The organism is Nocardiopsis nanhaiensis (assembly GCF_054778635.1).
In genome coordinates this window covers 1-20402 of the sequence record NZ_BAAGZJ010000063.1, presented here as the reverse complement: position 1 = coordinate 20402, position 20402 = coordinate 1, and the positions used below count along the sequence as shown (strand labels likewise).

The following is a 20402-nucleotide window of genomic DNA, read 5'->3' as shown; positions in this document are numbered from 1 at the left end:
TCTATACCACGGTTACTGCGCCACGTTCGGCCCGATGGAACGGCATTCCCGGGTACTCCCAAGCGGGTACCCCGGCGGGCTCAGGCAGGACTCGGTCGGTGCGTACGCGCGGGCCTGGATCCCGTACAGCTCGGCGTACCTTCCGCCCTCGGCCAGCAGCTCCCGGTGCCCCCCGGACTCCACGATCCGGCCCCGGTCCATGACCAGGATCAGGTCGGCCCCGGCCACCGTGGAGAAGCGGTGCGACACCACCAGGGTCACCGCGCCGGTACGCGCCCCGTACACGCGGGCGCGCTCCATGTACCTGCGGAAAATCGCCTCCTCGCTGTGCGCGTCCAACGAGGCGGTCGGCTCGTCCAGCACGAAGAACAGCGGATCGGTGCGCATCGAACCCCGGGCCAGCGCGGTGCGCTGCCACTGGCCCTCGGACAGGTCGGTCCCGCCCAGGTCCCGCCCCAGCTGCGTGTCCATCCCCTCTGGAAGCCGCCGGAGCACGTTCTCGCCATCGGCCGCGTGCAGCGCCCCGCGCACGGCATCGGTGTCGTCGATCCTCGGCAGGTCGCCGATCCCCACGGTCTCCCCGAACCGGATGTGGAAGCGGCCGAAGTCCTGGAAGACCGCGGCGCACCGCTGCCGCCAGGTCGGGACCGAGATCCCCGCCAGGTCGGCGCCGTCCAGCCGGATGCTTCCGGAATCCGGGTCGTACAGCGACAGCAGGAGCTTGACCAGCGTGGTCTTGCCCGAACCGTACTCGCCGACCACCGCTACCACGGAAGCTGCGGGCAGCTCCGCGGTGACACCGTCCAGGGCCTTCGCACCGGCGCCCGGATAGGTGAAGTCCACCCCGTCCAGGACGATGCCCCGCTCCAGCCGGACGGGCGGGGGATCGGCCGCGACGGCGCGCTCCTCCTGGGCCCGCACGTACGCCCGCAGCCACAGGTACGGCTCCACGACCCGGCGGGAACCGGCCGCCTCCACGGTGGCGGCCACGGTCCCCTGCACGGTCTGGCGCAGGCTGACCGCCATCATCACGGTCAGCACCAGGTCGCCGACTCCGCTGGTACCGGCGGCGGTCTGGTAGACCACCAGTGCGATCGCCCCGGCGAACGCCGCCACGAACACCGTCCAACCCCCGGCGTTCCACAGGGCGGCGCCGACCCGGGCCCGGAACCGCGTGCTGACCGCCGCATCCCATGCCTCTTCCTGGAGTTCGATGAGCCGGTCGGCGGCGCCCGCGACCCGGACCTCCTTGCCGCCGTCGGCAGAGGCCACCGTCTCGAAGAGGTGCTGTTGCAGCCGGTAGGGCTCGGCTCCGGCCACCTCGGCGCGCTGCACCAGGCGCTGGCCCCGGTGGTTGCACCAGACGGGGATCGCCGCCAGCGGGATGAGCACCAGGAGCAGCGGGTTCACGCTGCCCAGCAGAACCACGGTGATGAGGAGCTTCAGCATGTTGGACAGGCTCAACAGCGCGTTCCAGGCGCTGCGGGCGATCAGGCCGGTCGACCTGCGCACGATGCTGACCCGGTCCAGGAAATCGCTCCGTTCCAGGTGCTCCAGCCCTTCGACGGAGTTGATGTCCCGGTGCACCACCGGACTCAGGCCGAGGCGGCCGGTGCGGTCGGCGGTGGTGGTGACACAGTCGTTGGTGAGGTCCTGGATCACCAAGGTGAGCGCGTAGGCCAGGGCGACGCCGGCCGCGCCGATCAGGGCGGTGCCCAAGGAACCCTGAGAAGTGGCGTCGAGGGTGGCCCGCATGGTGAGGGCCACGGCGGCGACCGCCGCCACCGATGCCGCGATGATCCCGAGCGTGCCCGCGGTGTACCCGGGGGCGCTCCGCCAGGACAGCCGCAGGACCTCCCACCACAGGGACAGGTAACGCCTCATGCCCGGTCCTCCCTCGTGTCCGTGTCCCCGGAGTCCCTGCTCCCCGCTTCCCCGTCCGGTTCGGTACGGAAGCGCCGGGCCTGCACGGCGAACATCTCCGCGTAGACCCCGCCCCGGGCCACGAGTTCTTCGTGGGTGCCCGACTCGGTGATCCGGCCGCCGTCCAGCAGCACGATCCGGTCGGCACGGCGGACGGTCGAGAGCCGGTGCGAGATCAGCACGATCCCGTTCTCCCGGCGCCGTTCGGCGAGCCGGTTGAACAGCTCGAACTCGGTCCGCACGTCCAGGTGGGCGGTGGGTTCGTCGGCGACGATCAGGTTGGCGCCGCGCCGGACCGCGTAGAGGGCCCGGGTGAGGGTCAGTTGCTGCCACTGGCCGCCGGACAGGTCCACACCCCCGGTGCGGGAGCGGGCCAGCGGGGTACCCCAGCCGTCGGGCAGGCGCTCGAGGACGGGGACGAACCCGGCCGCCTCGGCGGAGGCCCGCAGGTCCGCCTCCGACGAGCCGCCGCCGGGACCGTGCCCATGGGATGCCGCACCGAGCAGGACGTTCTCCCGGGCTGAGAGCTGGTAGCGGTTGAAGTCCTGGAAGAGTACCGACAACCGGGCCCGCCACTCCTTGGGATCCATCGCCGCGATGTCCACGCCGTCGGCCGTGATCCTCCCGGACGTGGGCCGGTACAGCCCGCACAGGAGTTTGATCAGCGTGGACTTGCCCGCCCCGTTGAGGCCGACCACCGCGAGGAGCTCGTCGGTGCGGACCTCCAGGTCGACCCCGGACAGGACCGGCCGTTCCGTGCCGGGGTAGGTGAAGCCCACGTCCTCGAAGCGGACCACCCGGACCCGCTCCGGCACCTCGGCGGCCGAGGCCTCCTCGCCGGACGGGGCGCCCTCCGTCCCCTCCCCGGAGCCGGAGAGCAGCTCCCGGAGCCGCTGCGTGGACCGGGCGATCTTGGCCGCCCCCGCCATGTGGTGCAGTTCCACACCGGAACCAAGGGATTGGAAAACGGACCATCCCGCGGCGAGTACGGCGGTCTGCGTTGCCACCGTCGTCACCCCGCCGACCGCGTCCGCCGTGACCAGCAGATACACCGGCAGCAGGCCGATCGCCATCACCGAGAACGACACCCACTGCAACTGGACCGTGCGGTCGATGTGCGACCACAGTGGTCGGTTGGCCTCCCGGAGGTGGCCCTGCATCCGCTCGACCACCCAGTCCGTGAGCCCGAAGACGCGGATGTCCTTGCCTTCGGAGGGGGAGACGGTCGCGTTCCGCCACACGTCGGCGTGCATTTCACTCCGGATGGCGAACCGCCACAGTTGGGCGTTTCCCGCGAACCGGCGGAAGTGGAGGGTCCGATTGACGACCGCCGGCAGCAGAACCAAGGGGACCGCCCACCAGGCGTACTGGAAGAGGATCCCACAGGTCACCGCGGCCCCCATGAGTCCGCACACCCACTTGAGCACGGCGGTGGCCCCGTCGCCCGGGGTGCTCTCCACCCCGTGGTCGGGATCGGCGCGCACCTCCCTGATCAGCCCCTGCACCTCGGACGACTCCAGCGCGGCGATGCCGGGAGCCGAGGAGGCCATCCGGGCCACCCGGGACCGGTGGGCACCGTCCACGCGGGACTTCACCAGGTACTCCAGCGGCGTGGCGGCGGACTCGCCGAGGTGCCCGGCGAGCAGGACCAGGGCCAGGAGCATCAGGGGCAGGAGGGCGGCGGTGAAGAGTTCCGGTGCCACCGGAGGAGCGAGCTCGGCCACCAGCGCGGCCAGGGCCAGCGCGGTCAGCGGTGGGACCAGCCGTTCGGTCAAGCGGACGCCGAACAGGGCCAGGAGCGGCACCGGACCCGCGTCCCTCAGGGGCCTGACGGTTCGGGAGCGCTTCCAAGGGCCTTGCATAGGACTCCTCCGTGAGGGCACGGGCGCCGTACCGGGATGACCGGTGGCCCCGACGGGAGCGAGGTGGTGCACCCGTTCCGGGTGGGACGCTGCCCGCACACGGTCGGTTCTCGGTGCGGCGCCGGTACCGGACACGGGAACGGCCCCGGCGGACAGGCGCCGGGGCCGCAGGCGACCTAACCGGTCAGACCCGGCTCACGGGATCCTCCACGTCGACCACCCGCGCCGTACGGCGGCGGCGCATCCGGGCGAACAGCGGGATCAGGGCCGCCAGCAGGACCAGGGCGTACAGGGTGACGGAGATGCCGCTGTCCACCAGGATCGCCGGGTCCCCGGAAGAGGCCGCCAGCGCACGGCGGAACTCGGTCTCCGCGATCGGCCCCAGGACGACACCGATCAGCGCGGGGGCGACCGGTACCCCGAAGGTCCGCATCCCCAGCCCCAGCACGGCGATGGCCAGCAGCATCACCAGGTGTGCCACCGAGGTGTTGATGGCGTACACCGCCAGCACCGAGAACAGCGAAATACCCGCGTAAAGGTACGGCTTGGGAAGCTTCAGCAGCTTGGCCCACAGCGGGGCGAACGGCAGGTTGATCACCAGCAGCAGGACGCTGCCGATCAGTAGCGAGGCCAGCAGGGTCCACACCAGGTCGGAGTTGCGCTCGAACAGCACGGGACCCGGCTGGAGACCGTACTGCTGGAAGGCGGCGAGCATGATCGCGGCCGTCGCCGACGTGGGCAGACCGAGCCCCAGCAGCGGGACCATCGTGCCCGCGGCGCTGGAGTTGTTGGCCGATTCAGGTCCGGCCACGCCCTCGATCGCGCCCGTGCCGAACTCGTTCCGCTCACCCGAGGTCCGTGCCCGGCGCTTGGCGAGCCTGCGCTCCAGGCCCAGGGAGAGGAAGGTCGGGATCTCGGCCCCGCTGCCGGGGATCGGCCCGAAGGCGCTGCCCAGGGCGGTGCCGCGCAGCCACGGCCTCCAGGAGCGCCGCAGGTCCCTGCGCCCCAGCCACGGCCGACCGGTACGGATCGCGGAGAAGTCTGCTGAGAACTTCCCGCGCGCGGCCACGTACAGAACCTCGCCCAGGGCCAGCAGGCCCACCGTGACGATCACGATGTCGATGCCGTCCAGCATGCTGGACGAACCGAAGTCGAACCGGGCGGCCCCGCTCTGGCCGTCGATCCCGATCATGCCGATGGCCAGCCCGATGAGCAGCGAGGCGATGCCGCGCAGTACCGAACCGGACACCACGGCGGCCACGGCGACGAACGAGAACACGGTCAGCGCGAAGTACTCGCCGGGACCGAAGTTGAGCGCGAACTCCACCATGACCGGGGCGAACAGTGCCACGACGAGCGTGCCGATGATGCTCGCCACGAACGAACCGATCACGGCGGTGCCCAAGGCCTGGGCGGCTCTGCCCTTGAGCGCCATCTTGTGGCCCTCGTAGGTGGTGGCGATCGACGACGCCTGCCCCGGGGCGTTCAGGAGGATCGACGTCGTGGCGCCACCGAACATGCCGCCGTAGTACACACCGGCGAACAGGATGAACGCGCTGGTGGGGTCGAGGCGGAAGGTGACGGGCAGCAGCAGGGCCACCGCCATGGCCGAACCCATGCCCGGCAGGACGCCCACGGCGGTGCCGAGGAGCACGCCGAGGAAGGCCCAGACGAGGTTCTGGGGGGTCAGCGCGACGGCCAACCCGTCCATGAGGTTGATCAGGGTGTCCATCAGAGCATCAGCTCCAGGATGCCGCCGGGCAGGCCGAGGCCGAGGCCGAGTGAGAATCCGACCTGGACCGCCGCGGACATCGACAGCGCCACGATCGCGTCACGGAGGTAGGCGCGGGCACCGAAGGCGTAGGCCACGATCCAGAACAGGAGGGCGCCGGCGAACAGCCAGCCCAGCGGTTCGAGCAGCGCGGTGTGCACCACCAGTCCGGCCAGGACGATCAGTGTCGGGCGCGTCTCGAACCAGGCCAGCGCCGTGCCGCTTCCGGTGCCCCTGGCGCGCAGGTTGGCCACGGCCATGCCCGCGGCGGTGATCAGCAGCAGTACCCCCACCGCGCCGGGAAAGGCGCCGGGTCCGGGCCGAGTGGCGTCCGGCGGGACCTCGACGGTGAGGCCGCCCCACACGCCGAGGATGCCGAGTGCTGCGGCCAGCCCGGGCATGACCCACGCGCTGGGGCCGCTCCAGGCGGCGGTCTCCGGATCGGGTGCCCGGCCCCCGTCCGCCCCGGCGCCGTCGGTGTGCGCGGTGTCCTCCTCGGCCCGCGCGGTGTCCTCCGGCACCGCGGTGGGCTCAGGGTTCGCTGGGTGCTCCGGTGCGGCTGCGGGACCGGAGGTCTCAGCGGGCACCGTCGTCTTCTCTTCCGGCGGGGTCCTCACAGTCCCAGCTCCTTCACGGTCTCCCGGGCCAGGGCGATCTCCTCGTCGAGGAACTCCCCGAATTCGTCCCGCCCCTGGTAGGTCTCGGTCCACCGGTTGCGTTCCAGCGTGTCGGCCCAGGCGTCGGTGGCCAGGAGTTCGCGGACCAGCCCTTCCAGCTCGTCCGCGTCCTCGCCGCTCAGGCCGGGCGGGGCGATGACCCCGCGCCAGTTGGACATCTCCAGGTCATAGCCGAGCTCGGCCAAGGTGGGGACGTCCACGCCGTCCAGCCGCTCGGGCGAGGAGACGGCGAGGGCGCGCAGCGGGCCGTCGTCCTCGACCTGGTCGCTGAAGTCGCCCAGGGTTCCGAACCCGACCTCCGAGGTCCCGGAGAGCAGCGAGGTCAGGGTCTCGCCGCCGCCCGAGTAGGGGAGGTAGTTGATCTCGCCGGGGGAGACGTCCATGGCCTCGGCGGCCTGGGCGGCGAAGATCTGGTCGACGCCGCCCATGGAGCCGCCCGCGACCGGCAGCTCACCGGGGCGTTCCCGCCAGTCCTCGGCGAGGTCGTCGATGGTCTCGTAGGGGGAGTCCTCCGGCACGACCACGGCCATGTACTCCGAGGCCATTTGGGCGATGGGGGTGACGTCTTCCATCGTGTGGAGTGAACCGGTGGTCTCCACCGCCCCCACCATGCCGAGTCCGGTCATGGTAAGGACGCTGTCCTGCCCCTCGCGGCTCACGGTCTGGGCCAGACCGATGGTGCCGCCCGCACCGTCGGCGTTGCGGACCTCGACGTTGAACCGGAGGTCCTCCTCGCGCAGCCCGTTCTGCATCTCGCGGGCCAGCGTGTCCCATCCGCCGCCGGGCCCGGCCGGTGCGATGAGCAGGAGCTTCTCCTGGGCGCCGTTGCCGGCCGCGGCGCTCTCGCGTACGTCGTACAGTGCCACCCCGACCAAGAGGAAGGCACACAGCCCTCCCACCAAGCGGAGCAACACACCACGATCGCGCATCGTCCTCTCCTTCCCGAATGTCCGTGCACGTCCCCCGGTGCGCAGACGCGGGGGGAGATCCAGGCCACAGTGTGACCCGCCGCACTTCCGGGTGAGGGTTTTGTTAAATCTGGAGTCATATTGGTCGTATTGTTCGTGAAGCCTGTCCGTGGAACCTGACCGCGCAGCCCCGACCTGCGCGTTCAATGGACCGCCCCGGCCACTGGAGCGCACTATGACCTCACGCCCCGCGCGCGGGCGCCTCTCACTCACCGGTTCGCTGTTCATCGGTTACGTCTGCCTCCTCGTGGTCGCCCTCTCCGTCCTCGGCGTGCTCTGGGCCCTCCACCTGGACCGGGAGACCGACCGGCAGTACTCCGAACGGGTGCTCACCGTCGCCCGCGCGGTCGCCGTGCTGCCCGAGGTCGCGGACGGGCTCCAGAGCCCGGACCCGGCCGCCGAGCTCGACCCGCTGGCCGATCGCGTCGCTGCGTCCACGGGGGTGGACTTCCTGGTCATCGCTTCGCGGGACGGAGTACGGCACAGCCACCCGGACAAAGAACTCATCGGCCAGCCCGTGTCCACCCCGCCCGGTCCCGTGGTGGAGGGAACCGAGTGGACGGGCGTGGAGGACGGAACCCAGGGCCGGACGGTGCGCGCCAAGATCCCGGTCTTCGCCGACGGAGGATCGGTACACGGGGGCGACGCCGAGGGCGAGGTCGTGGGCTACGTGTCCCTCGGCATCCTGGACTCCAGCGCCGCCACCGAAGCCCGCGCCGCGATCCCGGCGATCCTCGCCGCCACCGCCTTAGTCCTCTCCCTGGGCGTGGCCAGGGCATGGGCCCTGTCCCGGCAGGTCCGCAACAAGACCCACGGTCTGGAACCGGCCGACATCACCGCCCTGCTCGAGAGCCGCGAGGCCCTGCTGCACGCCGTGCGCGAGGGGGTGCTCGCGGTCGACGGCGGCGACAGGGTCGTCCTGGTCAACCCGCCGGCCCGCACCATGCTCGGCCTGGCCGAGGACGCGGAGGGCCGCTGCCTGGACGAGCTCGACCTGTCGGAGAGGGTTCGGGACATCGTCTCCGGCACCGACCCCGGCGACGACCGCATCCTGCTCTCCGGCGACCGCATCCTGGTCGCCAACCGGATGCCGGTACGGATCCGCGGCGAGGCGGCCGGGGCCGTGGTGACCCTCCGGGACCGCACCGAGGTCGATCGGCTCACCGGCGAACTCGACGGTGCGCGCACCGTCACCCGGGGCCTGCGCGCGCAGACCCACGAGTTCGCCAACCGGGTGCACACCGTCGCAGGGATGCTGGAGCTGGGCGCCCACGAGGAGGCCAGGGCCTACCTGGCCGACCTGTCCGCCACGCACACCCGGACCTCGAGCGGGGTGGCCGAGTACGTCCAAGACCCTGCCCTCGCCGCGCTTGTCCTGGCCAAGTCCGCCCAGGCCTCCGAACTCGGTGTGGATCTGCGCCTGTCCCCGATGACCAGCGTTCCCGTGGTTCTCCCGGGGGCCCTGCGGTCAGACGCGCTGCTCCTTCTTGGGAACCTGGTGGACAATGCCCTGGACGCCGCCACCCCGAACGGTTGGGTGGAGCTGTTGGTGCGCCTGCACTCCGCGGCCGACACGGACCTGCCGCACGACCTGCTGGAGGTCCGGGTGACCGATTCAGGGCACGGGGTGTCGGACGACGTGGCCGAGGAGATCTTCCGTTACGGCTTCACCACCAAGGCGTCCCGTGACGGGGGCACCCGGGGCCTGGGCCTGGCCCTGGTCAAGCAGGCCTGCGAGAGCAGAGGGGGAAGCATCGAGATGGAGGCAGCCGACGCCGAGGAGGGCGCGGTGTTCACCGCCTGCCTGCCCGCCACGGCGACGACGGGGGTGTCCCGGTGATCCGCGTGCTGGTCGTCGACGACGACGTCCGGGTGGCCCGCAACCACCAGGAACTCGTGGAGTCCGTACCCGAGTTCACCGTGGTCGGCGTCGCGCACACCGCGGCCGCGGCCCTCACCCAGGTGCGCGGGCACCGGCCCGATCTCGTGCTGCTCGACCTGCACCTCCCCGACGCTTCGGGGATCTCGGTCATGCGCACCCTGCGGTCGGCCCCGGAACAGGGCACACCCCAACCCGACTTCTTGATGATCACCGCCGTCCGCGACCTCGCCCAGGTCCGTTCCGCGCTGCACGGCGGCGCCGTCCACTACCTCCTCAAGCCGTTTCCGCTCAGTGCGCTGCGCGACCAGCTCGAAAGGTACGCCGTGGCCCGCCGCCAGATGGAGGGGGAAGGGGAGACCACCCAGCACGAGGTGGACAAGCTGTTCGGGCTGCTGCGCCCGCCCGCCGCCCGATCGCTGCCCAAGGGCCTGACCTCGGCAACGGTCGACCTGGTCACGGGGGTCCTCCGGGATGCCGAAGGCGAGGTGTCAGCCTCCGATGTCGCCGAACGCTCCGGGGTCTCCCGGGTCACCGCCCGCCGCTACCTGGAGCACCTCTGTGCCGACGGCCGCGCCGAACTGCGCATGCGCTACGGATCGGCGGGCCGCCCCGAACACCTGTACCGCTGGGTCGCCTGAGACAACCTGCGGATTCAGTCCTCGTCTGGGGCACCGATGTTCTGCATCGGTGTGTTGGGCGTGGAAACCCGGTCCTTCAGGGCCGGGACCCCTCTGCCCATGGGCCGCACCGCCTGCGCGCCAGGGCTACAGCCTCCCAGGGCCGTCCGCTCGGGGCAGGGGGTTCCGGGCTCGGGTGCCAGGCCGAGCAGCTACCGGACCACCCCGTGCAGGAGCAGGCCGACACCCGGGATGAAGCGGCTGCCGTGGTGGTAGCCGAGGTCCATCGCGCTGACGGCGACGACCCCGGTCGTGCTGTTCCGGCCCACCGTCGGCCACCTCCCGGCCTAAGCCGGGGTCAGCCCGGTGAGACCACGGCCCGTCCCGTCGCCAGCTCGGCGGCGCGGACGGCGCTGACCACGGAGACCTCACCCAGCAGGCCGGGCGCGGCTACCGAATCTCCGGCCAGGTGGACGCCCCCGCCGCGATCGATGGCAGGGCGGTCCCGCCAGGTACTGCCTGGCATATCCAGGGCGCCGGTGCGGCCCCGGGCCACCTGGTCGCGTCGCCAGGTCTCCCGTTCCCGCCAGTCGGGCAGCGCTGAGTCGAGGAAGGTCTCCAACCGGGCGGTGGCCGCGGCCCGGGATTCTCCGGGGCGCACGGGGAGCTGGGCTTGCACCAGGTCCTCCCCGGCCGGCGCGAGAGAGGGGTCGATGACGCTGTAGCGCTCCACGAACCCGCACTCGTCGGCGTCGAAGACCAGGAACGGGTCCCGTCCGCCACGCACCAGACCCAGATCGACCATGAGGGTGTGGCCGCTCTCCCACGTCAGGGAGGCGTCATCGAGCAGGGCGCGCGCCGAATCCAGGGACGTCGCCACGATGGTCGGGCCCTCAGGAAGGGTGTGTACCCGGGAACCCGTCTCGATCCGGACCCCCATCTCCCGGGCCCGCGCAGCCAGGTGGTCCACCAGGGAGGACCAGCCGCCGAGCAGGTACCGGGGCGCGGGCCACCCCGGACGGGTCACCCGCAGGAACCGGTTCCAGACGAAGGCGGCCGACAGCCGCGAGGGCTCGGCGTGGAAGAGGACCACGCCCATCATGCTGCCGACCGCGCGGGCGGACTCCGCACCCAGCTGCTCCTCTGCCCACGAGCCGAAGTCCCTGCCGTGCGGCGCACGCAGACCCCGGCGGGTGGCCGCCCGGAGCACGGGGGAAGGAGGACCGCCGACCCGTCCCCGGTACCGCCAGCGTGTCCCGGCCGCGGCCCGCGCGGTCAGGCGCCTCGAAGGCGGGATCAGACCGCGCCGATCCAACCAGGTGTACGCGGGACCGTCGGAGTAGAGGACGTGGGGCCCGTCGTTGGCCACGTAGGGCGGCTCAGTCGAGCGGGCCCGTCCGCCGAGGGTGAGATGGGATTCCAGCAGGGTGACGTCGGCGCCGCGTTCGGCGCCGGCGATGGCCGCGGTCAGTCCGGCGAGGCCACCGCCCACAACGGTGATGTCCATGCCCCCTAGGACGGATCGGGCCCGCGCATCCGTGACATCTTGTCCGGGTTCACCACCAGGTACACGTGCTGGACCCGGTCCCCGAAGATGTCCAGGAGGATCACGCCCAGCTGGTTACCGCCCGACGTCAGGGATACCGCTGGCCCCCCGTTGACCTCGGTGACCTCGACCTGGAACCCCTCCGACGGGTCCGCGCCCGCGGCCGCGAGGAACCGCTCGGTATTGCGGGGGCTCGACACCGCCGCCAGGAACCGGCCCGTCTTGACCGCGCCTTCCAGGGTCCGAAGCGGCGCCCGCGCCTTGCCGCCGCTATCGGCGACGAGGGTGGCGTCTGCCGCCAGCATCCCGGTGAGCCCGTCGAGGTCTCCTTCCAAGCAGGCCCGGAGGAAGCGTTCGGTGATCCGCCGCCGTTTGGCCCGGTCGGCCTCGAACCGCGGGCGGCGCTCCCGGACGTGGTCCCTGGCGCGCCGGGCCAGCTGCCTGGTGGCGGCCTCCTCACGGCCGATGGCCTCGGCGATCTCGGCGTAGGGGAGCTGGAAGGCCTCGCGGAGGACGAAGACGGCCCGCTCCAGCGGGCTGAGGGTCTCCAACACGACCATCAGCGCGAACTCCACGGAGTCGGCGAGCTCGGCCTGCTCGGCGGCGTCCGGCTCACCGCTCACCGGTTCGGGCAGCCACTCACCCACGTAGGACTCGCGCTGGGAACGGGCCTGGCGCAACCGGTCGATGGCCAGCCGGGAGGCCACGGTGACCAGGTAGGCGCGGGGATCGTCGATCCCGCCCGCGTCCACGCGGGACCAGCGCAGCCAAGCTTCCTGCACCACGTCCTCGGCGTCGGCCGACGTTCCCAGGATCCGGTAGGCGACACCGTTCAGCAGGGAGCGGTGCTCCTCGAAGAGCTCTGTCGTCATGTCAGGGAAGACGTATCACGAAACCCCGTCCGTGACACGCCTGCGCCGCAGATCCGGATCAGCCCCCGATGTACTTCCTCCACTCGTCGTCGGCCTCTCCGTCTGCGGCGAGCCAGTACGGCACGAACTTGATGGGAAATGGAAAATCGGTCTCGAAGGCGTCTTCGCCGTAGACCTGGGTCACGTCCCTGTACTGACCGTTCTCCAACCTCATCTCACTGATGCCTGTCTCACCTTGGAGCGGGTTGATGAGCCAGTATGACTCGACACCGAACTTCGCGTATTCGACGCGTTTGGTGTTGGCGTCGCGCAGCACGCTCTCAGGCGACACGATCTCCACCGCCAGGACTGGAGGGCGGTTCAGGTGGGTTCCCGCGGTGGAGGCATCGTCCGTTCGGATCACCGCGAGGTCGGGTATGCGGTGGTGGGTTCGGCCCGCCTTGAAGTTGATGCCCGGCCCCGTGTAGGGGCGGAACCCTTGGGGTCACAGGCTGATCAGCAGGTAGGTCAGCCGTGTGTCGACCGTCGAATGAATGGGGGAGGGTGCGGGGGACACGTCAAGCCTCCCGTCGACCAGCTCGTACCGCCGCCCGTCGTCCGGGATGCGCGCCAGGTCGTCGACGGTCAGGGGCCGTTCGGATACTTCCGATCGCCGAGTGGTCATGACGGACATACTGCCTCCTCAGGTGCATGAGAGCCAGCATCCCGAGCTAACACCGGGTTACCGGCGGGTTCTCGAAAAGTGCTTGCCCGCGGTCCTGAGCGGTTCTAGGTTGGCGCGACCTGGAGTGTCGAGGAGAGGGGATTCGGGTGTACCGACTTCGGGAGTGGCACCGGGGTGACGCGGACCGGCTGGTGGCGGCCTACGCCTGGGAGGAGCTTGCCTGGCAGGAGGCCGATGTGCCGCACACGCGGGACGAGGCCCTGGAGTGGATCGAGTACCGCGCGGTCCTGGCCAAGGAGCAGGACGTCCACGGGTTCGCGGTGGTGGACGGGACGGACAGGGCGCTCGGGCACGTGCAGCTCGCGGTGACCAGCCGCGTGCACGACCTCGGCTGGCTTTCCTTCTGGACACACCCAGCGGAGCAGGGGCGGGGCGTGGCCTCGGGCGGGGCGCGCCTGGCCACGGAGTTCGCCTTCGACCAGCTGGACCTGTTCCGGGTGGAGATGGGCCACCGGCTGAACAACCCGGGTTCGTGTGTGGCCGGGCAGCGGGCCGGCTTCCGGCCTGAGGGGATCGAGCGGGCCAAACTCCGGTACGGGACTTCGCGCTACGACACGGGCAGCCACGCCCGCCTGGTCTCGGATCCGGCGGACGGTGTCGCGGAAGGGGTCTGTGGCGGCTGAACACGGGGGCTGACCGCGATCCATGGGCACCGGCCCCGGATCCGAGGGCTGAGGACCCGGTCTCCTGGGACGAGGTCCCTTGAACACGGAAGCGGGGCACGGTGTGTGAACGCCGTGCCCCGCGGTGCCCGTGCTCTGGGGTGCCGCTGGCTACCAGCCGATGACCGAGGTGCCGGAGGTGATGCTCTTGGACACCACGTTGCAGCCCTCGGAGCTGAGGCCGGAGAAGGAGATCACGTCGGCGCAGACCGGCACCGTGACGTTCTGGATGTCGGCGTTGTTGTCCGCGGCGGCGGTACCGGACATGGCGCCCAGGGCGAGGCCGGTGGCGAGGATGAGACCGGAGACTGCGGTGATGCGCTTCATGGTGTGCTTCCTTTTCGGATCGCGGTGTGCGGTTGGTTCTGGCAGGTCTAGCGGGGGAGTTCGCCGGGACGACTACTCGTGGACGGCGATGCCGGAGTGGGCGTCCCAGTCGACGACGTTGCAGCCGCTGGCGCTGACGCCGGAGGCCTTGAGGACGTCCACGCAGACGGGGATGGTGATGTTCTGGATGTCGGCGTTGTTGTCGGCCGCGGCGGTGCCGGAAAGGGCACCGAAGGCGAGGCCGGTCGCCAGGACGAATCCGGAAACCTTGGCGATACGGGACATGATGGTTACCTTTCGGAAGTGCAAAACGGGGTGGCTGCAGCCGCCGTAATTAACCTAGCGTAGTCACTCGCATGCTCGAAGTAGTTTCAGGGAAGAATCCAGAGTTTCCCTAGACTTTTCTCGGCTTCGCGGGGTGCATGTCGGACAAATCTCTGCTTGGCTCTCCGTCGTGTTACACAACCGAAAGTTGCGCTCGCGGTAGATTCTCGTGAATGCATCGGAAGTACGCACAGTCCACGAAGTACGCACAGTCCACAATGGGATGACCTAGGCAGACAGAAGGCCTGCCCCAGACACGCAAAAAGGGCCCGCACGTCGCCGTGCGGGCCCTGTGGTCTGGCTGCGGGTGCGGCTACCAGCCCTGCTGTCCGTAACCCGGGTACTGCTGGCCGTAGCCGGGCTGCTGGCCGTAGCCGGGCTGCTGCCCGTACCCCGGCTGCTGCCCGTAACCCGGGTACTGCTGCTGGTCGTAGCCGGGGTAGGGCTGCTGCTGCCCGTAGCCCTGGCCGTAACCCCCGTACGGGTCGTGCTGCGGCTGCGCACCCGTGGGATGCTGAGAGTAGGGCTGCTGCTGGCCGGACTGGTCCTGCGGCGGGGCCTGCTGTTGCTGCTGAGCCTCGGCCTGCCCCGTGTCCTTCTTGGCGGTGTCCGGACGGAAGATGAACAGACGCGCGGGAGCGGACTCGCCGCCAGCCTCACTCGGCGTGATCAGGTCCAGGTGCCACCCCGCCTCCTCGATGCCCTCGAGAATGCGGGTCAGGCCGGGGCGCAACTTGCTGGAAGGCTCGTCGTAGGCGTTGACCTCCAGCTGGATGATGAACATCCGGCGCTTCTGCTGCGCGGCGACCTTGGCGTGCTCGACGACCGTGCTGTCCCTCACGACCTGTGTGACGCTCATGAAAAACCGTACCCATCTGCTCTGCGGAGCTGCTTCACCCGTCTGGCTTTTTCCCGGTCGTCCGCGTCCACCGTGGCGGGATTCCGCCGGGCTCCGCCCCCATCATGCCTTCTATGGGTTCATCTGGCCACAGAAGGCCGGAGTCACCACGGGCACGGAGGGTCAGACCGCGGTGGCGCGGACGGCCTCGACGACGGGTGTCTCACCGTTCACGAGGTTGAGAACCCTCTTCGTCGTGCCTGGTTCGTCCAACAGCGCGACAATCACGGCGGCCACGTCGTTCCGCGTCACCGAGTCGCGCTCCACGTCCTCACCCAGCGACACCTGGCCGGTTCCGGCCTCGTCGGTCAGCCGCCCGGGCCGCAGGATGGTCCAGTCCAGGTCGAGGTCGTGCTCACGGAGCTCGTCGTCCGCGGCCTTCTTCGCCGCCACATAGGCGGCCCACACCTCGTCGGTACCCTCCGGCACCGGCTTGTCCACGTTGATCGCGGAGACCTGCACCAGACGGCGCACCCCCACGAGGGCGGAGGCGTCCGCGGTCAGGGTCGCGGCCTTGTGGTCCACGGTGGTCTTGCGGGCCGCGCCGCTGCCCGGGCCGGCGCCCGCGGCGAACACGACCGCGTCGGCGCCCATGATCTTCTCTCCGAGTTCGGTGACCGTGGCTTCCTCAAGGTCGATGAGGACCGGCTCGGCTCCGGCGTCGACGACGTCCTGGATGTGGTCGGGATTCCTGATGAGGGCGACGGGCTGGTCACCGCGGTCGGCCAGAAGCCTGGCGAGCCGCAGTGCGATCTTCCCGTGTCCCCCGGCGATGACGATACGCATGGGGGCAGCGTATTGCCTCTGGGCCGGCGAACCCGGGGAGGACTCCCGGGCGGCGCCTGTGAAGTTCTCGGCGCCGCCCGGAGGAATACCGTTGGGCCCGCCCTTCGGACGGGCCCGGCTCAGTCGACCGTCCAGGTGTCGCCGCTGGCCAGCAGGGCCGCGAGCTCACCGTCGCCGCGCTCGGCACGCGCGTCGGCCACCTGTTCGTTGACCAGGTCGTCGTAGGTGGGCCGCCGCACGTCCCGGAACACACCGACCGGAACGTGTTCGAAGGCCGGGTAGTCCAGGCGGGACAGCGCGAACGCGTATCCCGGGTCCTGGCGGTGCGCGTCGTGCCGGATCAGCCGGTCCTCACCGACCGAGTCCACGTCCACGACCTCGAGCCCGCCGAACTCACCCGTGACCACACCCCGGTCCGGCCCCAACCTCAGCGGTTCACCGTGCTCCATCCGCAGCAGGCGCAGGTCCCGGGCGGTCGGGTCCTTCAACGGTTCGAAGGCGTCGTCGTTGAAGATCGGGCAGTTCTGGTAGATCTCGACGAACGACGCCCCCGGGTGGTCCGCCGCCGCCCGCAGCACCGACGTCAGGTGCTTGCGGTCGGAGTCCACGGTCCGCGCCACGAAGCCCGCCTCCGCGCCCAAGGCCAACGAGACCGGGTTGAAGGGATGGTCCAGCGAGCCCACCGGCGAGGACTTGGTGATCTTCCCGGCCTCGGACGTGGGGGAGTACTGGCCCTTCGTCAACCCGTAGATCCGGTTGTTGAACAGCAGGATGTTGATGTTGACGTTGCGGCGCAGCGCGTGGATGAGGTGGTTTCCGCCGATGGACAGGCCGTCGCCGTCACCGGTGACCACCCACACGGACAGGTCGGGACGGCTGGTCGCCAGCCCCGTGGCGATCGCCGGGGCACGCCCGTGGATCGAGTGCATGCCGTAGGTGCTCAGGTAGTACGGGAAGCGCGAGGAGCAGCCGATCCCGGACACCATCACGATGTTCTCGCGTGGTACGCCCAGCTGGGGCAGGAAGGACTGGAAGGCGGCGAGGACCGCGTAGTCACCGCACCCCGGGCACCAACGCACGTCCTGGTCGGACTTGAAGTCCTTCATCTTGTACGCGGTGTCCGTCTTCGGGACCAGCCGAAGGCCGGCCAGTTCGCCCTCGTGGCTCAAGTTCTCAGTCACGGTCGATGACCTCCTGCAGCACATCCGCGAGTTCTTCGGCCTTGAACGGTAGGCCGCGGACCTTGTTGTAGCCGATGACGTCCACCAGGTACCGGCCCCGCAGCAGCAGCGACAGCTGACCCAGGTTGATCTCCGGGACCACGACCCGGTCGTAGCCCCGCAGGACTTCGCCCAGGTTGGCCGGGAACGGGTTGAGGTGGCGCAGGTGGGCCTGGGCCACCCGGCCGCCCGCGCGCCGCACCCGGCGCACGCCCGCGGTGATCGACCCGTAGGTGCCGCCCCAGCCCAATACGAGGACCTTGGCGTCCCCGGTCGGGTCGGACACCTCCAGCTCGGGGATGTCCCGGGCGATCGCGTCGACCTTGCCCTGGCGGGTGCGCACCATGAGGTCGTGGTTGGTCGGCGTGTACGAGATGTCGCCGCTCTCCGCGTGCTTCTCGATCCCGCCGATGCGGTGTTCCAGCCCCGCCGTGCCCGGTACCGCCCATGGGCGGGCCAGCGTCTCCTCCTCGCGGAGGTACGGCAGGTACCCACCGTCCGGGCCGTTGGGTTCGGTGGCGAAGGAGGGGTCGATGACCGGCAGCTCCGACACCTGGGGCAGCCGCCACGGCTCCGAACCGTTGGCCAGGTACCCGTCGGAGAGCATCACCACCGGGGTCCGGTACTTCACCGCCAACCGGGTCGCCTCCAGTGCCGCGTCGAAGCAGTCCGCGGGGGAGGAGGGGGACACCACCGGCAGCGGTGACTCGCCGTTGCGCCCGTACATGGCCATCAGCAGGTCCGTCTGCTCGGTCTTGGTGGGCATGCCGGTACTCGGGCCGGCCCGCTGCACGTCGATGATGAGCAGCGGGAGTTCGGTCATCACGGCGAGGCCGACGGCCTCCTGCTTGAGCACCATGCCCGGGCCCGAGGTGGTCGTGACACCCAGGGAACCGCCGAACGCCGCGCCGAGGGCCGCGCCGACCCCCGCGATCTCGTCCTCGGCCTGGAAGGTGCGCACACCGAACCGCTTGTGCTTGGACAGCTCGTGCAGGATGTCCGAGGCCGGAGTGATCGGGTAGGAGCCCAGGAACAGCGGTAGGCCCGACTGCTTGGACCCCGCGATCAGCCCGTAGGCGGTGGCCAGGTTCCCGGTGATGTTCCGGTAGGTGCCCGCAGGGAGCTTCGCGGGTTTGACCTCGTAGGAGACCGCGAAGTCCTCGGTGGTCTCGCCGAAGTTCCAGCCGGCCTGGAACGCCGTGAGGTTGGCCGCCAGGATGTCCGGCTTGCTCGCGAACTTCGACTTCAGGAACGAGGTGGTCCCCTCCGTCGGCCGGTTGTACATCCAGGACAGCAGCCCCAGCGCGAACATGTTCTTCGCGCGCTGGGCGTCCTTCTTGGAGAGGTCGGTGTCAGCCAGGGCCGCCACCGTCATGGAGGTCAGGCCCACGGCGCTCACGTGGAACGCGTCCAGGGTCCCGTCCGTGAGCGGGTCGACCGAGTATCCGACCTTGGTCAGGCTGCGCTTGGTGAACTCGTCGGTGTTGACGATGACCGTGGCTCCCCGCGGCAGGTCGCCGAGGTTCGCCTTGAGCGCGGCGGGGTTCATCGCGACCAGAACGTCTGGGGCGTCCCCGGGCGTCATGATGTCGTGGTCGGCGAAGTGCAACTGGAAACTGGAGACCCCGGGAAGGGTGCCGGCGGGGGCCCGGATCTCCGCGGGGAAGTTCGGCAGGGTCGATAGGTCGTTGCCGAACGACGCGGTGTCCTGCGTGAAGCGGTCACCGGTCAACTGCATGCCGTCGCCGGAGTCTCCGGCGAAGCGGATGATGACCCGGTCGAGCTGTTCGATCTGTTTGGCCACTGAGATCGACGACCTCCTTGGTGAGCCGCCGGTCGTGACGGGCGGCGGCGCTCGGGTGTCTGCCCCCGGTCGGACCGCACCGTCGCGGGCCGGGAGTCTGGATCGGGGGCAAAGGGACAGCGTGGGCCCTCACGCGCGCTGAGTGCGCCAACCCAGCGCGGCGTTCTGCGGCTGTTGGACCGCGACCGGGTCGTCAGGCTGCGGACCATCAACGACACGGCCATCCGCACGCCTCGACGAGGAATCGTCCCGTCTTTTCGGTGCGCGGAGTGATAAGGGCCACGGTCGCACTATAGGTCGTCGACCCCACCCCAGGGCGAACCGGGTGGCCATAATCACAACCCGACCCGGTCCGTGGGAGGGATGTGACCGACAGCTGGTCACATGGGGAACGCAAGACGCCGACCCGCACGTTTGTCACCATGTACGCATCCAAAGCCGGGCAGCGGTGAACAGCGGAAGGAGAGGGCGTGCACGTCAACGCGATCCGCGCGGTCGGACTGTTCGTCGGCGCTTCGGTGTTCGTCGTCGTGGTCGGCTGGCTGTGCGGTGCGGAGAAGGGCGCCCAGATCTCGATCGCCCTCGTGGCCTGCGCCGCGATCCTCGTCTACCTGTTCGGGGACTCCCTTGCTCTGCGGGCCATGCGTGCCCGGCCGGTCAGCGAGATCGAACGCCCCGACCTCTACCGGATGGTCCGGGAACTGGCCACGACCGCCAAGCAGCCGATGCCGAAGCTGTACCTGTCGCCGGTCCGGTCACCCAATGCGTTCGCGGCCGGGAGCACCCCGCGCCGCGCCGCCCTGTGCTGCACCACGGGCCTCTTGCGGACCCTCAACGAACGTGAGCTGCGCGGGGTCCTGGCCCACGAACTGGCCCACATCCGTTCGCACGACACCTTGATCAGCTCGGTGGCGGCGACACTCACCGGACTCATCACCGCGCTCACGGTGGTCTCCTTCCTGCTCCCGCTGGGGGATTCGGAGGAGACGGACATGCCGAACCTGCTGGGCGGTCTGATGGTCGCCGTGCTGGCGCCGTTGGCGGCGATGGTCGTCTACTTCGGTGTGGGGCGCGCGCGGGAGTTCCGGGCCGACGAACGGGCGGCGGAGGTCACCGGGGACCCGTTGGGTCTGGCCGACGCGCTGCGCAAGCTGGAGTCCGGGAACCGGGCCTATCCGCTGCCCAGGGAACGCGCTCTGCTGGCCACCTCGCACCTGATGACCACGAACCCGTTCCCGGGTGCCGTAGGCCGCCTGTTCGCGGCGCACCCGCCGGTCCAGGAGCGCATTCGCCGGCTGCGGGAACTGCGCCGCAAGTGGGACCTGAACTGAAGGGACCACGGTAGGACAACGGACGGCGGCCGCCTGCCCCAAGAGGGGAGGGCGGCCGCCGTCCTTCCGCGAGGACCGGCCCTAGATCGTTGATGGGAAATCCCTGAAACGCCTGCGCCCAAGGCGAAGGGCGTCGAGGATCAGAGTGTGACCAATGACCTTGACGCCCTTCTGACAGCACTCTACGTCCATCTGGACGACGACGTGA

The 20402-nt window shown here is 70.2% G+C and carries 19 protein-coding genes; 4 read left to right on the top strand and 15 right to left on the bottom strand.

Annotated elements, in window-relative coordinates:
- Nucleotides 1-12: 12 nt before the first annotated feature.
- The 5 genes from ACYVD1_RS24860 to ACYVD1_RS24840 all read right to left on the bottom strand — a co-directional run bounded on the left by ACYVD1_RS24860 (nucleotide 13) and on the right by ACYVD1_RS24840 (nucleotide 7162).
- Nucleotides 13-1884 carry an ABC transporter ATP-binding protein gene (locus tag ACYVD1_RS24860; RefSeq protein WP_460776913.1) on the bottom strand — a complete coding sequence of 624 codons (1872 nt, stop codon included), beginning with the start codon at nucleotides 1882-1884 and terminating at the stop codon, nucleotides 13-15.
- A complete protein-coding gene (locus ACYVD1_RS24855) occupies nucleotides 1881-3728 on the bottom strand; it encodes an ABC transporter ATP-binding protein (protein WP_460776912.1) in 1848 nt (615 codons plus the stop codon). Before ACYVD1_RS24855 ends, ACYVD1_RS24860 begins: the two co-directional genes overlap by 4 nt.
- A 241-nt stretch (nucleotides 3729-3969) precedes the next feature.
- Nucleotides 3970-5517, bottom strand: coding sequence for a tripartite tricarboxylate transporter permease (locus tag ACYVD1_RS24850; RefSeq protein ID WP_460776911.1), 1548 nt, complete (start codon nucleotides 5515-5517; stop codon nucleotides 3970-3972).
- Nucleotides 5517-6173, bottom strand: a complete 657-nt coding sequence (locus ACYVD1_RS24845) for a tripartite tricarboxylate transporter TctB family protein (protein WP_460776910.1) — start codon at nucleotides 6171-6173, stop codon at nucleotides 5517-5519. Before ACYVD1_RS24845 ends, ACYVD1_RS24850 begins: the two co-directional genes overlap by 1 nt.
- On the bottom strand, nucleotides 6170-7162 hold the full coding sequence (locus ACYVD1_RS24840) for a Bug family tripartite tricarboxylate transporter substrate binding protein (protein WP_460776909.1): 993 nt from the start codon (nucleotides 7160-7162) through the stop codon (nucleotides 6170-6172). The genes ACYVD1_RS24845 and ACYVD1_RS24840 overlap by 4 nt, the downstream gene beginning before the upstream one ends.
- A gap of 214 nt (nucleotides 7163-7376) precedes the next feature.
- Here ACYVD1_RS24840 and ACYVD1_RS24835 point away from each other — a divergent pair, with 214 nt between their 5' ends.
- Entirely contained in the window at nucleotides 7377-9041 is a 1665-nt protein-coding gene (locus tag ACYVD1_RS24835) for an ATP-binding protein (RefSeq protein WP_460776908.1), read from the top strand.
- Nucleotides 9038-9721 carry a response regulator gene (locus ACYVD1_RS24830; RefSeq protein WP_460776907.1) on the top strand — a complete coding sequence of 228 codons (684 nt, stop codon included), beginning with the start codon at nucleotides 9038-9040 and terminating at the stop codon, nucleotides 9719-9721. Before ACYVD1_RS24835 ends, ACYVD1_RS24830 begins: the two co-directional genes overlap by 4 nt.
- Nucleotides 9722-10058: 337 nt before the next feature.
- Here ACYVD1_RS24830 and ACYVD1_RS24825 read toward each other — a convergent pair whose 3' ends face one another.
- From ACYVD1_RS24825 to ACYVD1_RS24810, 4 genes are all read right to left on the bottom strand, one after another.
- Entirely contained in the window at nucleotides 10059-11207 is a 1149-nt protein-coding gene (locus ACYVD1_RS24825) for a phytoene desaturase family protein (RefSeq protein ID WP_460776905.1), read from the bottom strand.
- Between the two features lie 5 nt (nucleotides 11208-11212).
- On the bottom strand, nucleotides 11213-12118 hold the full coding sequence (gene sigJ, locus ACYVD1_RS24820) for an RNA polymerase sigma factor SigJ (RefSeq protein ID WP_460776904.1): 906 nt from the start codon (nucleotides 12116-12118) through the stop codon (nucleotides 11213-11215).
- 58 nt (nucleotides 12119-12176) lie between these two features.
- The gene (locus ACYVD1_RS24815; protein ID WP_460776903.1) at nucleotides 12177-12521 is read right to left on the bottom strand and encodes a Uma2 family endonuclease; all 345 of its coding nucleotides are present in this window, start codon (nucleotides 12519-12521) and stop codon (nucleotides 12177-12179) included.
- Nucleotides 12522-12602: 81 nt separating this feature from the next.
- Entirely contained in the window at nucleotides 12603-12782 is a 180-nt protein-coding gene (locus ACYVD1_RS24810) for a hypothetical protein (protein WP_460776902.1), read from the bottom strand.
- 146 nt (nucleotides 12783-12928) lie between these two features.
- Between ACYVD1_RS24810 and ACYVD1_RS24805 the strand changes: the two genes are divergently transcribed.
- Complete coding sequence (locus ACYVD1_RS24805) at nucleotides 12929-13465, top strand: GNAT family N-acetyltransferase (protein ID WP_460776901.1); 537 nt, start codon at nucleotides 12929-12931, stop codon at nucleotides 13463-13465.
- Between the two features lie 150 nt (nucleotides 13466-13615).
- Here the strand turns inward: ACYVD1_RS24805 and ACYVD1_RS24800 are convergent, their stop codons facing one another.
- From ACYVD1_RS24800 to ACYVD1_RS24775, 6 genes are all read right to left on the bottom strand, one after another.
- On the bottom strand, nucleotides 13616-13831 hold the full coding sequence (locus tag ACYVD1_RS24800) for a hypothetical protein (RefSeq protein WP_460776900.1): 216 nt from the start codon (nucleotides 13829-13831) through the stop codon (nucleotides 13616-13618).
- 72 nt (nucleotides 13832-13903) lie between these two features.
- Nucleotides 13904-14116: a hypothetical protein gene (locus ACYVD1_RS24795; RefSeq protein WP_460776899.1), complete on the bottom strand. Its 213-nt coding sequence runs from the start codon at nucleotides 14114-14116 to the stop codon at nucleotides 13904-13906.
- 352 nt (nucleotides 14117-14468) lie between these two features.
- Complete coding sequence (locus tag ACYVD1_RS24790) at nucleotides 14469-15014, bottom strand: hypothetical protein (RefSeq protein ID WP_460776898.1); 546 nt, start codon at nucleotides 15012-15014, stop codon at nucleotides 14469-14471.
- A gap of 162 nt (nucleotides 15015-15176) precedes the next feature.
- Entirely contained in the window at nucleotides 15177-15839 is a 663-nt protein-coding gene (locus tag ACYVD1_RS24785; protein ID WP_460776897.1) for an NAD(P)H-binding protein, read from the bottom strand.
- A gap of 119 nt (nucleotides 15840-15958) precedes the next feature.
- Nucleotides 15959-16945: a 2-oxoacid:ferredoxin oxidoreductase subunit beta gene (locus ACYVD1_RS24780; RefSeq protein WP_460776932.1), complete on the bottom strand. Its 987-nt coding sequence runs from the start codon at nucleotides 16943-16945 to the stop codon at nucleotides 15959-15961.
- A 67-nt stretch (nucleotides 16946-17012) separates the two neighbouring features.
- Nucleotides 17013-18863: a 2-oxoacid:acceptor oxidoreductase subunit alpha gene (locus ACYVD1_RS24775; protein WP_460776896.1), complete on the bottom strand. Its 1851-nt coding sequence runs from the start codon at nucleotides 18861-18863 to the stop codon at nucleotides 17013-17015.
- Between the two features lie 470 nt (nucleotides 18864-19333).
- Here ACYVD1_RS24775 and ACYVD1_RS24770 point away from each other — a divergent pair, with 470 nt between their 5' ends.
- Nucleotides 19334-20194 (top strand): M48 family metalloprotease, encoded by an 861-nt coding sequence (locus tag ACYVD1_RS24770; protein WP_460776895.1) that lies wholly within the window; start codon nucleotides 19334-19336, stop codon nucleotides 20192-20194.
- The last annotated feature ends 208 nt before the right edge of the window (nucleotides 20195-20402 follow it).